This window comes from Streptococcus sp. oral taxon 431, from assembly GCF_001553685.1.
Taxonomy (GTDB): Bacteria; Bacillota; Bacilli; order Lactobacillales; family Streptococcaceae; genus Streptococcus.
This window is the reverse complement of sequence record NZ_CP014264.1, coordinates 599,861-614,202: the sequence shown is the minus strand read 5'-3', so window position 1 is coordinate 614,202 and position 14,342 is coordinate 599,861. Positions and strand designations below refer to the sequence as shown.

The window sequence follows — 14,342 nt, the reverse complement described above, 5'->3', positions numbered from 1 at the left end:
AAAAAATGAGGTTGAGAAATATATCTCAGCCCCAACCTATATGCAATTTTCTATAAGCCATGTTTTGTTCCAGAAGTGACTAGGACCACTTCCTTCGATAATCATCTGTCTACCACTAGCAGCTCTAGCTGCTAGCAGTCAGAGTACTACGTTCGTTTCCGCGCACTCCATGCCCCGACCAAAATTTGGGTTGCTAGCTTGAGGGGTTTACCGCGTTCCACTCTCTCTGTTTCCAGAGAGACTCCGTCACTGTGGCACTTTCAAGTCTACTCTGACATATCCTAAGACTTAGCCATTTCAACTGCCGTAACGATTTCTCGTCCCTAGGCTTATGGTTTCGCCTAGCACAAACACTACAGGCATCACAGCCTGTGCTAGCATGGACTTTCCTCATGAAAAGAAACTCTCTTCACGCGATTATCCAAAAATTGCACAACAGAAGTATTCTTAGAAATCAGAATTATCCATGATTTGTTTGCCAAATACTTCTTTTTCAAGACGATTCAAACGTTTCAAAATATCAAAGTTTGTCATAGAAGTTGTACTTCCAAGCTCTGCTGGTTCAGAAGCTACTGGAGTTACTTGAGGTTTTTTCGCCAATTCCTCTTTCAACTCTGCAATTTCTAAACGGAGTGACTTTACTAATGCTGCATAAGTTTCATAATCCTTGATGACATCATCCAAGAACTCATCAACCTCTGCTTTACTATATCCACGTACTTCTCTTCCAAAATCCTGCTCAAAAATATCTTTTGCTGTAAAAATAATACTTGCCATGTCTCTCTCCATTCTCAGTTGCTAGTATTATTATATAAAAAAAGGCAAACAAAAAGCAAGGTCAAAGGCTCAATTTTCGGAAAAATTTTCAGCTACTTCGTTTAATTCCTCAAATGTTAATCTTTTTGTAATATAGTTGTCTTTCTTTTTCATCAGTTCGTAAAAATACTTCAGTTTTGTTTCATTTTCTTCATCATAAAAAAGATAGGCTCCATCTGTATTTTCAAGTAAGAAAAGTTGATAATCTCGTAATTGACCCTTGTGTTCATAGTTCGGATAGGCGTATTTAACAAAATCAACTTGTTTAAATTCACTAAGTTTAACCCGATTCCCCTCATTCCAGTTTTCCCCATGAGTCTCAAAATCAAAGATAGTCGCAAGTTGGAAACCAAAGTCTTCTTTCATATCTCTGGCCACCTCCAAAACCCAGTGTTCAAATCCCAGTGTTCCCGTAAACACCAACCATTTCAACCCTTCGTCAGCCATTTTTTCCAAATCTCTACGAATGGCTTTTTTAATAATTTTTAAACGAATATCTTTGTCATTAAACAATCCTAAATCAAAGCTAGAATAGCCTAAAACCAAGGCTGTATGCATTTTTTCACCCTTTCTGTTCACTTTTATGGTATAATAGAGTGATGTTATTGTACCAATAAGGAGAATTATGGTCAACTATCCTCATAAACTTTCATCGAAAAAAAAACAACAAGTCACCTCACAAACTAAAAATTTCGCAAATCGTGGGATGACCTTTGAGAAGATGATCAATGCTACAAACGATTATTATCTGACACACGGTTTAGCTGTTATCCATAAGAAACCAACTCCTGTTCAGATTGTCCGCGTAGACTATCCTCAGCGTAGTCGTGCTAAGATTGTTGAAGCTTATTTTAGACAAGCATCGACTACCGATTATTCTGGAGTTTATGAAGGGTTTTACATCGATTTCGAAGCCAAGGAAACCAGGCAAAAACATGCGATTCCAATGAAGAACTTCCATCCTCATCAGATTCGGCATATGGAACAAGTCCTTGAACAAAAAGGAATTTGCTTTGTCCTTCTTCATTTTTCTTCTTATCAAGAAACGTATTTATTGCCGGCACTTGACCTCATCCGTTTTTATCATCAGGATATGGGAAAAAAGTCAATGCCGCTTGACTATATCAAAGAATTCGGTTATGTGATTGAGCAGTCTGCTTTTCCACAAATTCCTTACCTTGATACAGTCAAACAACATTTACTAGGTGGTAAAACAATATGAACAAACAAACTATCTTACGCATCGCTAAATACCTCGGCATTGGTGTGATTAGCTTATTTATCGCAGCTTTCCTGCTTGGTGGTGGTGTCTTTCTTTACTATGCAAACAAGGCTCCTGAACTTTCCGAGAGCAAACTTGTTGCAACTACATCAAGTAAAATTTATGATAGCAAAAATGAACTAATCGCAGATTTAGGTGCTGAACGTCGTGTCAATGCTCAAAGTAGTGACATTCCTACTGATCTTGTCAATGCGATTGTCTCTATCGAGGATCACCGTTTCTTTAACCATAGAGGAATTGATAGCATTCGTATAGCAGGAGCTTTCCTTCGTAACCTTCGAAGCAATAGTGGTCTTCAAGGTGGATCGACTTTGACTCAGCAGTTGATAAAATTGACCTACTTCTCAACATCAACAGCTGATCAAACTCTATCCCGTAAAGTTCAAGAGGCTTGGTTAGCTATCCAGCTAGAGCGAACTGCAACTAAACAAGAAATATTGACCTATTACGTCAATAAGGTCTACATGTCAAATGGTAACTATGGTATGCAGACTGCTGCAGAGAACTACTATGGTAAGGATCTCAAAGATTTGTCCATTCCACAGCTAGCACTCTTAGCAGGTATGCCACAGGCTCCAAACCAATACGATCCTTATTCTCATCCTGAAGCTGCCCTTGAAAGACGAAACCTCGTTTTGTCAGAAATGCAAAGGCAAGGATACCTTACAGCCGAACAATATGAAACAGCCATCAATACTCCAATCACAGATGGACTTCAAAGTCTAAAATCTCTTAATAGCTATCCACAGTACATGGATAACTATCTTAAAGAGGTTATTGATCAAGTAGAACAAGAGACAGGTTATAATCTATTAACAACAGGTATGGAAGTCTATACAAACGTCGACCAAGAGGTACAAAAACACCTTTGGGACGTCTATAACACTGATCAATACGTAAACTATCCTGATGATGATATCCAAGCAGCTTCTACTATCGTTGATGTATCAAATGGTAAAGTTATTGCCCAACTCGGATCTCGTCACCAAGCTAGCAATGTATCCTTTGGTACTAACCAAGCAGTGGAAACAAACCGTGACTGGGGTTCAACTATGAAACCAATTACGGACTATGCACCTGCACTTGAATACGATATCTATGACTCAACTGCTTATATGCTTAAGGATGTACCATATAACTTCCCAGGTACTAGCACTCCAGTCTACAACTGGGATCGTGGCTATTATGGTAACATCACTCTTCAAACTGCTATCCAACAATCTCGTAACGTACCAGCAGTCGAAACTCTCGATAGAGTTGGACTTGATAAAGCCAAAAAATTCTTAAACGGACTTGGCATTGATTATCCAACCATGGTATATGCAAACGCAATTTCAAGTAATACGACTGAATCAGGTAAACAGTACGGTGCAAGTAGTGAAAAAATGGCTGCCGCCTATGCTGCATTTGCTAACGGTGGTATCTATCACAAACCAATGTATATCAATAAAGTTGTCTTTAGCGACGGTAGTTCAAAAGAGTTTTCTGATCAAGGTACTCGTGCTATGAAAGAAACAACCGCCTATATGATGACAGAAATGATGAAAACTGTATTATACTCTGGTACAGGTCGAGACGCTTATATTTCATGGCTTCCACAAGCAGGTAAAACTGGTACATCAAACTACACTGATGAAGAGATTGAAAACCACATTAAAACAAGTCAATTTGTTGCTCCGGATGAAATGTTTGTTGGTTATACCCGTAAATATTCAATGGCAGTCTGGACTGGTTACTCAAACCGCCTTACTCCAATCGTTGGTGATGGCTTTACCGTTGCCACTAGTATCTATCGTTCTATGATGCAGTATCTAGCAGAGGAAGATCATCCTGGGGACTGGACAATGCCAGAAGGACTTTATAGAAGCGGTGATTACGTCTTCAAGAATGGTGCACGTAGCAACTGGATTCCACAATCAACTCAAGCAAGTTCGACAACAGAGAGTTCAAGTTCAACTTCAACAACTGAAAGTGAAAGCTCTTCAAACGAAACTACGAATGGTACTACTAATCCAAATGCAACGCAACCAAACTCATCTGCAAATTCTCAACAACAAAACCAACCCCAACAAAATCCACGAAGACAACAATAAAATATATAGAAAAACTGAGAATAAATCCTCAGTTTTTTGTATGTAGTTTTTATAGTGGAATCTTAACTTCTACTAGGTCAAACTTTTTAAAAATATGTAGAGAAACAACTTAACAAACTAAAAACTGTCAAAGTTATCTCAATCGCAACCTTATCCCAAACACAAGTTAAATAGTCGGGAAAACTGTTTAAAATTATAGATAAAAGTTACCTTGTGTTTATGTAGTTTATCTATGAACTGGGGCGTGACTTAGAAAGTCTGTTCTACTACTTCAATGCAGTGCTTGAACCAATAACCAAAATGTCAAACTGATGTCTCAGGAATGATATCAAAAGGCCAGACTTTTTGTCCGGCCTCTTTTTCTTATTTGACATGATTTGCAAGATCTTCTTGCGCTTTTTTATTAGATTCTTCTTTTTCTTTCTTCCATTTATCTTGAGCTTTTTGATATTCATCAGCAGTTACTGGTTTATCTTGAAGTTCAAGGTATTTGTACAAGAGGGCTTCACTCATACCCTTGTTACCTGAGTAAGCAAATGGAAGTGTGAATGGTACCATCTTAGACAACATTGGACGTCCAGTTTGAGAAGTTGTTGGAATAATCAATGCACTATCTGTCAACCAAGCTTGGGCTGCAGCATATTTATCATAACGTTTTGAAACGTCAGTGTCTTCATTTCCAGCTTCAACAACCATCTTTTCGTAATCTTCCAAACCAACTTGTTTGGCAGCAGCGTTGTTTGTACCTGAATCAAATCCTAGGTAAGTCTTAGTATTTTCACCTACAGATGGTTTGATGATATCAAGGTATGTAGATGGGTCGATGTAGTCTGGAGACCAACCAACGTTATCTGAAAGGTCCCAATCTTCACCGGCAGCCGTTTCAGCAAAGTAAGTAACATTGAGGACTTCATCTTTTTGAAGTTGTTGGATATCAATAACGACATTGTCAGTTCCTAATGTTGCTTCAAGCGATTGTTTCAATGATTGAACACGTTGAACTTTTGTAGTATTGGTTTGGTCAACAGGCATATCCAAGTGGATTGGGAATTGAACACCTTCCGCTTGGAGAGCTGTCTTAGCCTTAGCAAATTCTGCTTTTGCTTTTTCAGGATTGTAAAGACCGTCTTGAGCGTCGTCTAGATTAACATCTTTCCACTCATCACCATAGGTAACTAATTTTTCCTTAACTAACTCTCCAAAGTTTTTACCATCTGCTTGAACAAATGTTGGTGGTACGAACAAGTTACGAAGGAGTTTGCTTGCTCCACTTTCTCCATTAACTTGAGAAGCATATGCTGTTCTATCGAAACCGAAGGCAATAGCTTGACGGAAGTCTTTGTTAAGAAGAGCTTTCTTAGTTGAAGTCTTTTGCTCATCTGTAGTCTTAGAAGTATATTTGTAAGACTGACGGTCAATATTTGTACCAACTAAGAAAGTAGCAGAATCTTGTGGTGTATAAACGATATTGTCTTTAAACTCTTTTTCAAGTTCAGAGTAGCTTCCACTTGTTGGGAAGAGACGAGCCATTGAGAAACCACCATCTTTAAAGGTTTCTGCAAGTTTGTTATTGTCTTGACCATCCCAGAATGAAAGTTTTACTTTATCAATATGAACATTGTCCTTATCCCAGTAGTTTGGATTCTTTTCAAATTCTACTGAAGATTTTGCTACTAATGATTTTAACAAGAAAGGACCATTATAAAGGATACTGCTTGGATCAGTTGCTTTGGCAAAGTCACTTCCTTTAGAAGTAAGGAATTCTTCATTGACTGGTGCAAGAATTCCCATGGTTGTCTTAGAGTTCCAGAAGCTTTCTGGTTTGTTCAAAGTGTATTGAACTGTTTGATCATCTACAGCCTTGATTCCAACTTCTGAGAAGTCTTTAACTTCACCTTTTACATAAGCATCAAGACCTTTAATAGATTCTTGAACAAGATAAAGGGCTTCTGACTTATTATCAGCCGCATATTTAAGACCTGTTACAAAGTCTTGCGCTTTCACTGGCGCATACTCTTCGCCTTCAGAAGTATACCACTTAGCATCCTTACGGATTGTGTAAGTGTAAGTTAACCCGTCTTTAGACACTGACCAATCTTCTGCCAAAGATGGCACGAAGTTACCGTAGCGGTCATTCTCCATCAAACCGTCAATAACATTACTTGTGATATTAGCAACCGCAGCCTTACCAGTTGTCAAATAGTTTAGGCTGTCTGGGTCAGTTTCATAAACATAAGAAAAAGTTTTCTCACCTTTTGCACTAGAGCCTGAACCTGAACAAGCTGCCAAAACACCTGACGCTAACAGAGTCACTCCTGCTAGGGCCATTACTTTTGAAAATTTCATAATAAACTCCTTTATGACTTTTTATACATTATAGTCCCTTTTTTGCTAAGTGTCAATACAATTTTCAGAATTTTTCAAATTGAATTGAAAACAATTGCCATTTTAAAATTATTTTTTACAGTCAGTCACTTTTTTGGCATTCATATTTGAAAAATCTCTTTGTTAGCAGTTTTCAAGTAAATCTTTATGATATAATGAAAGGAGAAAATTGAAAGGAAATACCATGTCAAAAGAAGTTATTGTTGAAAGTTTTGAACTGGATCACACCATTGTTAAAGCACCGTATGTCCGTTTAATCGGAGAAGAAACAGGTCCTAAGGGAGATATCATTTCTAACTTTGATATTCGCTTGGTTCAACCAAATGAAGACTCTATCCCTACTGCTGGTCTTCATACAATCGAGCACCTCTTAGCCAAACTCATCCGTACTCGCATTGACGGGATGATTGATTGTTCACCATTTGGGTGTCGTACAGGTTTCCATATGATTATGTGGGGACGTCATACTAGCGCAGAAATCGCTGCTGTCATCAAGGATTCACTAAAGGAAATCGCTGAGACTACAACTTGGGAAGATGTTCCAGGAACAACCATTGAGTCTTGTGGTAACTACAAGGATCATAGCCTTTTCTCTGCTAAGGAGTGGGCAAAATTGATTCTTGAACAAGGAATTTCAGACGATGCCTTTGAGCGTCATGTCATTTAACACAAAAGAACCAGCTTTTCAGCTGGTTCCTTTTTTGATTCGCAAAACTTTGATTTAGGCTTTTTCACGAATGACCAAGACACCATCTTCCATGTCGGCTTCAAGGTGTTTAGCATCAAGATTATCCAAGTGGAAGTCTGTTACTTTGTCACGGATTTGTTGTTCAACTACTCGACGGAGTGGACGAACACCCATGACTTCATCATAACCTTCTTCAGTCATGTATTCTTTGGCAGCTTCGCTCACCGCCAAGTCGATTTCTTTCTTAGCAAGTGTCTTATTGACATCAATCAACATCAAATCGACAATCTTAGAAAGATCTTCCTTGCTCAAGTGTGAGAATTCGATCACAGCGTTGAAGCGGTTCAAGAATTCTGGACGGAAGTATGGTTTCAAACGATCCATCAATTCTGGTTTATCCGCATCATCTGTCAAGTTGGCTTCATAACCAAAGCCAGCATTTGAAGTTGCGATAATCACAGTATTCTTGAAGTTTACAGTGTTACCTTGACCATCTGTCAAACGACCATCATCCAATACTTGAAGAAGAAGAGTAATCACTTGAGGGTCAGCCTTTTCAATTTCGTCGAGAAGGACGATTGAGTAAGGGTTACGGCGAACACGTTCTGTCAAAGTATTGCTATTGTCATCATAACCAACATAACCAGCTGTTGTACCAATCAATTTAGAAACGGCTGTACGATCGCTGTATTCTGACATATCCAAACGGATGATAGCATCCTTAGTTCCGAACATATCAAGTGCTAATTGTTTAGCCAACTCAGTCTTACCAACACCAGTAGGTCCTACAAAGAGGAAGCTACCGATAGGACGATTTCCTTCGTCAAATCCTGCTCGATTACGGCGGATCGCACGTGCTACTGCCTCAACAGCTTTATCTTGACCGATGACTTTGGTTTGCAAACGGTGACCCATATCTTTCAAGCGTTCAATATCAGTTGCCCCCATTTGTGATACTGGAATACCAGTCATACGTTCTACAGACTCAGCTACGTCATTGACAGTCGCTGTAACCTTGTGATCTTCTGTATGGTTAGCAATTTGCTTTTCAAGTTCTTCGATACGAACTTTTGCATTTAAGGCTGCTTCATAATCTTCTTTAGCAGCTGCAGCCTCTTGTTTAGCTTTTTCTTCTTCAATTTCATGTTCCACAGCATGTACATCTGTCACTGGGTGTTGTGCTGCCAAGTGAGCAGCTGTCACATCGACCAAGTCAATAGCCTTATCTGGCAAGCTACGTTGTGGAATATATTGAACAGAGTAATCAACAGCCGCTTTCAATACTTCATCTGGCAAGATAACATTGTGGTGTTGTTGATAAAGATCACGGATCCCTTGGAGAATCTTGAAAGTATCTTCAGCAGATGGTGCATTAACTTTTACTTCGTTGAAACGACGAGCAAGAGCAGCATTTTTCAAAATAGTGTTGCGATATTCATCTTGAGTTGTTGCCCCAATCACTGTCAATTCACCACGTGAAAGAGCTGGTTTCAAAATATCAGCAAGACCTTTAGATCCTTGACCATCCCCTGTGCTACCTGCACCAAGGATTTGGTGGATTTCATCGAAGAAGAGGATAATATTTCCAGCTTCTTTAACCTCGTTTACCAGGTTTTGAATGTTCTCTTCAAAGCTACCACGGTATTGAGTACCAGCTTCAAGTCCAGAAATATCAATTGAAATGATTTCTTTGTTCTTGATTGCTGCTGGAACGTCTCCATTCACAATAGCTTGAGCCAATCCTTCAACTACTGCCGTTTTACCAACACCAGCATCCCCGACAAGAACTGGATTATTCTTTGTACGACGAGAAAGGATTTCAGATGTTTCTTGAATTTCCTTATTACGTCCAATAACCGGATCCAGCTTCCCTTCACGAGCTTCAGCTGTTAAGTTACGTCCAAGTTTTGCAAGAATACCATCTTGTTTCATAGCTTTACCTTGAACATACTGAGCTTGGTCACTTCCTTCACTTGGAAGTTGCCCTGTTTGACGATAAATAGCAAATTCTTCAGGTGTTACTTCACGACCGTTAATCAAGTAACGACGATTTTCAGAACTATATCCACGCATACCGCCCATCAATTGGTTAAATAAATCATCCATGTTATTAAAGTTATTAAAGTTGTTATTCATATTTCATACCTCGTTTGTTTTCAAATTTACTTAGTCAAAACATTTTGACTTTCTCTGACCTTTGTTTTAAAAAATTTAGACTAGCTATTTGCTACTCTACGTATAATTTCAGGTTTTTCTTTATCCAATACAGGTTTTGTGATTGGACTTCTAAAAATACTAATGTTCATCATAGGTTGTACCTCTTTTCTAGGTTTTACCCATACTTTGACCTTAAGATAAATTACACAATCACCTTAAAATCAAGGTTTTCTAAGGATTTCCTTATCCTTATGTTCTTAGTATATCACTTTGGTCAGTATTAGTCAATAGATTTGACCAAATTTGACTAATTTTTTTAAAAAAATTTTTATAACAAAAAAACCAGTCAGAGTGACTGGTTTTTGATTTACTATTTATGAATCTTAGCTCAATGCATCATCCATTGAAAGAACTTCGTGGAAGACACGTTGTGTCAATTCAGTTTTTTGTTCTGGAGTGAGGTACTTAGTATTTACACAGTATCCTGAGATACGTACGATTACGTCTTCACCTGACATGATCTTTTCGTAAACATCGTTCAAGTCCATAACGTTCAAGTTAACGTGTTGTCCACCGTTTTCGAAGTAACCATCAAGGATTGTTACCAAGTTATCAACTTGTTCGTCACGAGTCTTACCAAGAGCACGAGGTGAAACTTGAGTTGTCAATGAGATACCATCAGCTGCGTAACCAAAGTCAAGGCTAGCAAGTGAGTTCAAGTTTTGCAACCATCCACCTTTAGCTTTGTTAGATGGGTTAGCACCTGGTGAGAAGAATTCAAGTTTAGACAAGTTCACTGAACCATCTTCGTTGAGGTATACACCTTTGTGGACTGGTGAGTTACCAGTTTGTTTAGAGTAGGCAACGTTAGATGTGATTGTCAAAAGTGATACAGTAGCTTCTGCGTCTTTGTAAAGTTTGTGGCTACGTAGACGAGTTGTGTAAGCTTCGATCAACCATTCTGCCAATTCGTTTGAACGTGGGTCATCTTCACCCCAACGTGGGTATTCACCGATTGTTTCGTAATCGTAGATGTAGCCATTTTCGTCACGGATTGGTTTAACTGTAGCGTACTTGATAGCTGACAATGTATCAACAGTGTTTGCGAAACCACAGATACCGAATCCCATGTTAGCACGTTGTTTAGTTGGCAAGAAGGCCATTTGAACAGCTTCGTAGTTGTACTTATCAGTCATGTAGTGGATGATGTTCAAAGCATCTACGTAAGTGTCAGTCAACCAGTCAAGAGATTTTTCAAAGTTAGCTTTAACTGATTCGAATTCAAGGACTTCGTCACGGATTGGTTCGATGTCAAATACTTTGTAGTCTTTATGAACATCGTCGTAACCACCATTCAAACCAGTAAGAAGAGCTTTAAGAACGTTAACGCGAGCACCGAAGTACTGGATGTTGTGACGTTGTTCTTCGTTTTCTGGGTCAAGTGGAGATACACAACATGAGATACAGCTCATTTCACCGTATCCGTCTTTAGCCATTGTTGTAACACCTTCGTATTGGATTGAAGAGTGTTTGTGGCTCATGTGCATACAGTAGCGACGGAAGTTGTATGGCAATTTGTCAGTCCAAAGAACTGTCAAGTTTGGTTCTGGAGAGTTACCGATGTTGTCAAGAGTGTTCAAGAAACGGTAGTCCATCTTAGTAACACGGTGACGACCGTCGTTACCCATACCAGCCATAGATGTTGTGATGAAGGTTGGGTCACCTGAGTACAATTGGTCGTAAGCTTTTGTACGAGCAAATTTAACTGTACGAAGTTTCATAACGAAATCATCAACAAATTCTTGGATTTCTGATTCAGTAAATGTACCACGAGCAAGGTCACGTTCTGCAAAGATATCCAATACGATTGGCACACGTCCAAGAGATGTAGCCGCACCGTTGATAACACGGCAGACAGCCATAAAGGCAATGTTAACCCATTGGATAGCTTCTTTAACGTTCATTGCTGGTTTACGAACATCAACTCCGTAAAGATCACCCAAGCGAACAACTTGTTGCAATGCTTGATATTGAAGGTTGATTTCTTCACGAAGACGGATTGTTTCTTCATCGATTTCTTCGATTGAGTTCCAATCGTTTACTTTTTCTTGCATCAAGTAGTCTGCACCGTAAAGAGCAAGACGTGCATAAACACCGATGATACGTCCACGTGAGTATGCATCTGGAAGACCAGTTACAGTGTGAGCGTGACGAGCACGACGGATGTTTGAAGTGTAAGCACGGAAGATACCATCGTTAACAGTTGTTACGTATTTAGTGAAAATTTCGTGAACAGCTGGATCTGGTTCGTATCCATTTTCTTTCAAAGTAGTTTCAGCCATACGGATACCACCTTTTGGCATGAAGTTCAATTTGAAGAGTTCATCGTTTTGGATACCATAAATCAATTCGTTTTCTTTGTCGATAAATCCAGCAGGAATATCAGCAATAGAAGTTGGACGAGTGTCCATTGGGAAACGAGTTTCTTCGTAGTGTGCTTTAGTTTCTTCTACGATTTTTTTGATGTGGAGTGAACGCTCTGTTGGTCCTGCAAGGAAGCTTTCATCTCCATCATAAGGTGTGTAGTTAGCTTGTACAAAGCGTGATACACTTGCTTTTTCTTTCCAGTCAACACCTTTAAAGCCTTCCCAGGCTTTGTCAAAAATGTCCTGTGCTTCAACAACTGTCTTAACAACCATGTTAATTCCTCTTTTTTCTTTCTAGTAACAGTCATCTGTTACATTCATGTATTCAGTATACCACACAGTAAACGATTTCAACAACTAAAAACTCACTTTTTTAACACTTTCTTTTCTAATACAGTTCGAAATATGCTGCAAACTGTATTATATTTTTGAAAGAGATTATTTGATTTTCATTTTTTCAGAAAAAGAGTATAATAAAATTAAACAAACTAGCACTGAGAGGTTTCTCCATGTTGATTTTTCCACTAATGAATGATTTATCTCGTAAAATCATCCATATTGACATGGATGCCTTTTTTGCTGCTGTTGAAATTCGAGACAATCCCAAACTTAAAGGGAAGCCAGTTGTGATTGGTAGTGATCCTAGAAAAACTGGTGGTCGAGGAGTTGTTTCTACCTGTAGCTATGAAGCGCGAGTCTTTGGCATCCACTCAGCCATGAGTTCTAAAGAAGCCTATGAACGTTGCCCTCAAGCTGTTTTTATTTCTGGGAACTACGAAAAATATACTGCTGTAGGTCAACAGATTCGAGCTATTTTCAAACGTTATACGGATAATATCGAGCCTATGAGTATCGATGAAGCTTATCTAGACGTGACTGAAAACAAACTCGGCATCAAGTCCGCTGTTAAAATCGCTCGACTAATTCAACAAGATATTTGGAATGAACTTCATTTGACCGCTTCTGCTGGTGTTTCCTACAATAAGTTCCTAGCTAAAATAGCCAGCGATTACCAAAAACCTCGAGGTCTGACAGTTATTCTCCCTGATGAAGCTGAAGATTTTCTCAAACAAATGGATATTGCTAAATTCCACGGTGTAGGTAAGAAAACAGTTGAAAAATTGCATCAAATGGGGGTATTTACAGGCGCTGATCTTTTAAAAATTTCTGAAATTAGTCTTATTGACCGTTTTGGTCGACTCGGGTTTGACCTGTATCGCAAGGCTCGTGGCATTGATAATTCTCCCGTCAAATCCAATCGCATTCGTAAGTCTATCGGTAAAGAAAAAACCTATAGTAAAATTCTTAGTCTGGAAGAAGATATCAAAAAAGAGCTAACTCTGCTTTCAGAAAGAGTTGCCCTTAGTCTTCAAAAACATGAAAAAAGTGGTAAGATTGTCATCTTAAAAATTCGCTACGCTGACTTTTCTACTTTGACTAAGCGAAAAACCCTAGATCAGCAAACACAAAATTCAGACCAAATCGCTCAATACATTATTCAACTCTACGAAACACTCAGTGATAAAGATAAAGGCGTCCGTTTATTGGGTGTCACTGTGACTGGATTTTAAAACCTTGAAGGAAGCTTCCCTCAAGGCTTTTTTCTTATACAAATAATCGTACAAAGCTATAAAGTAGCAAGACACTACCAAGGACAATACGGTATTTACCAAACATCGTAAAGTCGTGTTTTTTAACATAGTTGGTCAAGAAACGAATGGCAACCATGCTGACTGCAAAAGCTACTACCATGGCAACTAGAAGTAAGAAAAATTGACCAAAGCTCAAGACTTCTCCTGCCTTGATGAATTTAAAAATCTTCAAAGCACTGGCTCCAAACATAACTGGAATTCCTAGGTAGAAGGTAAACTCAGTTACCACCGAACGACTGGTTCCATTTAATAAACCACCGACGATAGTGGCGCCCGAACGGCTAGTCCCTGGTAAAAGGGCCAAGACTTGGAAAAGTCCGATATAGAGGGCCGTTTTATAAGGCAACTTGTCTAGCTCTGTGACTGTTGGCTCAATCGCTTGCGCTTTGTTGCGTTTTTCAAGATAAATAAAGGCAACCCCATAAACAATCAACATGATGGCTACTGAAACTTTATTATAGAAATGGGTTTCAAACCAATCATCAAATTTAAAAACGGCTAATAAAGGAAGTGTAGCCACAAATACTTTGGACCATAATTGCCACGTTCTACGAACTTGAACTTTATCCTTACCTGGTTTGAAGGGATTAAGCTTGTTAAAGTAGATAACCATAACTGCTAAGATTGCACCCAGTTGAATGACGACATTAAACATAGACATAAAAGTTTCATTTTGATCTTTAAACTGGATAAACTCTTGTGCTAAAATCAAGTGGCCAGTACTTGAAATCGGCAGCCACTCCGTGATTCCTTCAACAATTCCAAAAAAGATAGCTTTTAAAATTTCAAAAAAATACATAGATTACTCCTTTTTTCTATCCTCCATTATATCATATTTTTAAA

Annotated in this window: 10 protein-coding genes and 1 other RNA gene; 4 read left to right on the top strand and 7 right to left on the bottom strand. The window is 38.7% G+C overall.

Annotated features, from left to right (window positions below):
- Nucleotides 1–48: 48 nt before the first annotated feature.
- From rnpB to AXE83_RS02940, 3 genes are all read right to left on the bottom strand, one after another.
- An RNA gene (gene rnpB, locus AXE83_RS02950) (RNase P RNA component class B) lies at nt 49–429 on the bottom strand.
- Between the two features lie 18 nt (nt 430–447).
- On the bottom strand, nt 448–777 hold the full coding sequence (gene gpsB / locus AXE83_RS02945) for a cell division regulator GpsB (protein WP_000146538.1): 330 nt from the start codon (nt 775–777) through the stop codon (nt 448–450).
- Between the two features lie 69 nt (nt 778–846).
- Nucleotides 847–1,374, bottom strand: coding sequence for a DUF1273 domain-containing protein (locus AXE83_RS02940; protein ID WP_060955364.1), 528 nt, complete (start codon nt 1,372–1,374; stop codon nt 847–849).
- A gap of 67 nt (nt 1,375–1,441) precedes the next feature.
- Between AXE83_RS02940 and recU the strand changes: the two genes are divergently transcribed.
- Together recU and pbp1a are read left to right on the top strand one after the other, a co-directional pair.
- Nucleotides 1,442–2,038 (top strand): Holliday junction resolvase RecU, encoded by a 597-nt coding sequence (recU, locus tag AXE83_RS02935; protein ID WP_060955363.1) that lies wholly within the window; start codon nt 1,442–1,444, stop codon nt 2,036–2,038.
- Nucleotides 2,035–4,191, top strand: a complete 2,157-nt coding sequence (gene pbp1a, locus AXE83_RS02930) for a penicillin-binding protein PBP1A (protein ID WP_060955362.1) — start codon at nt 2,035–2,037, stop codon at nt 4,189–4,191. Before recU ends, pbp1a begins: the two co-directional genes overlap by 4 nt.
- A 363-nt stretch (nt 4,192–4,554) precedes the next feature.
- Here the strand turns inward: pbp1a and AXE83_RS02925 are convergent, their stop codons facing one another.
- The gene (locus AXE83_RS02925) at nt 4,555–6,537 is read right to left on the bottom strand and encodes a peptide ABC transporter substrate-binding protein (protein WP_060955361.1); all 1,983 of its coding nucleotides are present in this window, start codon (nt 6,535–6,537) and stop codon (nt 4,555–4,557) included.
- A 223-nt stretch (nt 6,538–6,760) separates the two neighbouring features.
- Here AXE83_RS02925 and AXE83_RS02920 point away from each other — a divergent pair, with 223 nt between their 5' ends.
- Nucleotides 6,761–7,243 (top strand): S-ribosylhomocysteine lyase, encoded by a 483-nt coding sequence (locus AXE83_RS02920; RefSeq protein ID WP_000032544.1) that lies wholly within the window; start codon nt 6,761–6,763, stop codon nt 7,241–7,243.
- Nucleotides 7,244–7,297: 54 nt separating this feature from the next.
- Here the strand turns inward: AXE83_RS02920 and AXE83_RS02915 are convergent, their stop codons facing one another.
- Entirely contained in the window at nt 7,298–9,400 is a 2,103-nt protein-coding gene (locus AXE83_RS02915) for an AAA family ATPase (RefSeq protein WP_060955360.1), read from the bottom strand.
- Nucleotides 9,401–9,804: 404 nt separating this feature from the next.
- Complete coding sequence (pflB, locus tag AXE83_RS02910; RefSeq protein WP_049527379.1) at nt 9,805–12,120, bottom strand: formate C-acetyltransferase; 2,316 nt, start codon at nt 12,118–12,120, stop codon at nt 9,805–9,807.
- Between the two features lie 236 nt (nt 12,121–12,356).
- Between pflB and dinB the strand changes: the two genes are divergently transcribed.
- Entirely contained in the window at nt 12,357–13,418 is a 1,062-nt protein-coding gene (dinB, locus tag AXE83_RS02905) for a DNA polymerase IV (RefSeq protein ID WP_060955359.1), read from the top strand.
- A gap of 34 nt (nt 13,419–13,452) precedes the next feature.
- Here dinB and AXE83_RS02900 read toward each other — a convergent pair whose 3' ends face one another.
- A complete protein-coding gene (locus tag AXE83_RS02900; protein ID WP_060955358.1) occupies nt 13,453–14,298 on the bottom strand; it encodes an undecaprenyl-diphosphate phosphatase in 846 nt (281 codons plus the stop codon).
- Nucleotides 14,299–14,342 lie beyond the last annotated feature (44 nt).

Bases quoted from the DNA above. Each gene is read 5' to 3' on its own strand.
- gpsB (WP_000146538.1), bottom strand. From the start codon at position 777: ATGGCAAGTATTATTTTTACAGCAAAAGATATTTTTGAGCAGGATTTT.
- AXE83_RS02940 (WP_060955364.1), bottom strand. From the start codon at position 1,374: ATGCATACAGCCTTGGTTTTAGGCTATTCTAGCTTTGATTTAGGATTG.
- recU (WP_060955363.1), top strand. From the start codon at position 1,442: ATGGTCAACTATCCTCATAAACTTTCATCGAAAAAAAAACAACAAGTC.
- pbp1a (WP_060955362.1), top strand. From the start codon at position 2,035: ATGAACAAACAAACTATCTTACGCATCGCTAAATACCTCGGCATTGGT.
- AXE83_RS02925 (WP_060955361.1), bottom strand. From the start codon at position 6,537: ATGAAATTTTCAAAAGTAATGGCCCTAGCAGGAGTGACTCTGTTAGCG.
- AXE83_RS02920 (WP_000032544.1), top strand. From the start codon at position 6,761: ATGTCAAAAGAAGTTATTGTTGAAAGTTTTGAACTGGATCACACCATT.
- AXE83_RS02915 (WP_060955360.1), bottom strand. From the start codon at position 9,400: ATGAATAACAACTTTAATAACTTTAATAACATGGATGATTTATTTAAC.
- pflB (WP_049527379.1), bottom strand. From the start codon at position 12,120: ATGGTTGTTAAGACAGTTGTTGAAGCACAGGACATTTTTGACAAAGCC.
- dinB (WP_060955359.1), top strand. From the start codon at position 12,357: ATGTTGATTTTTCCACTAATGAATGATTTATCTCGTAAAATCATCCAT.
- AXE83_RS02900 (WP_060955358.1), bottom strand. From the start codon at position 14,298: ATGTATTTTTTTGAAATTTTAAAAGCTATCTTTTTTGGAATTGTTGAA.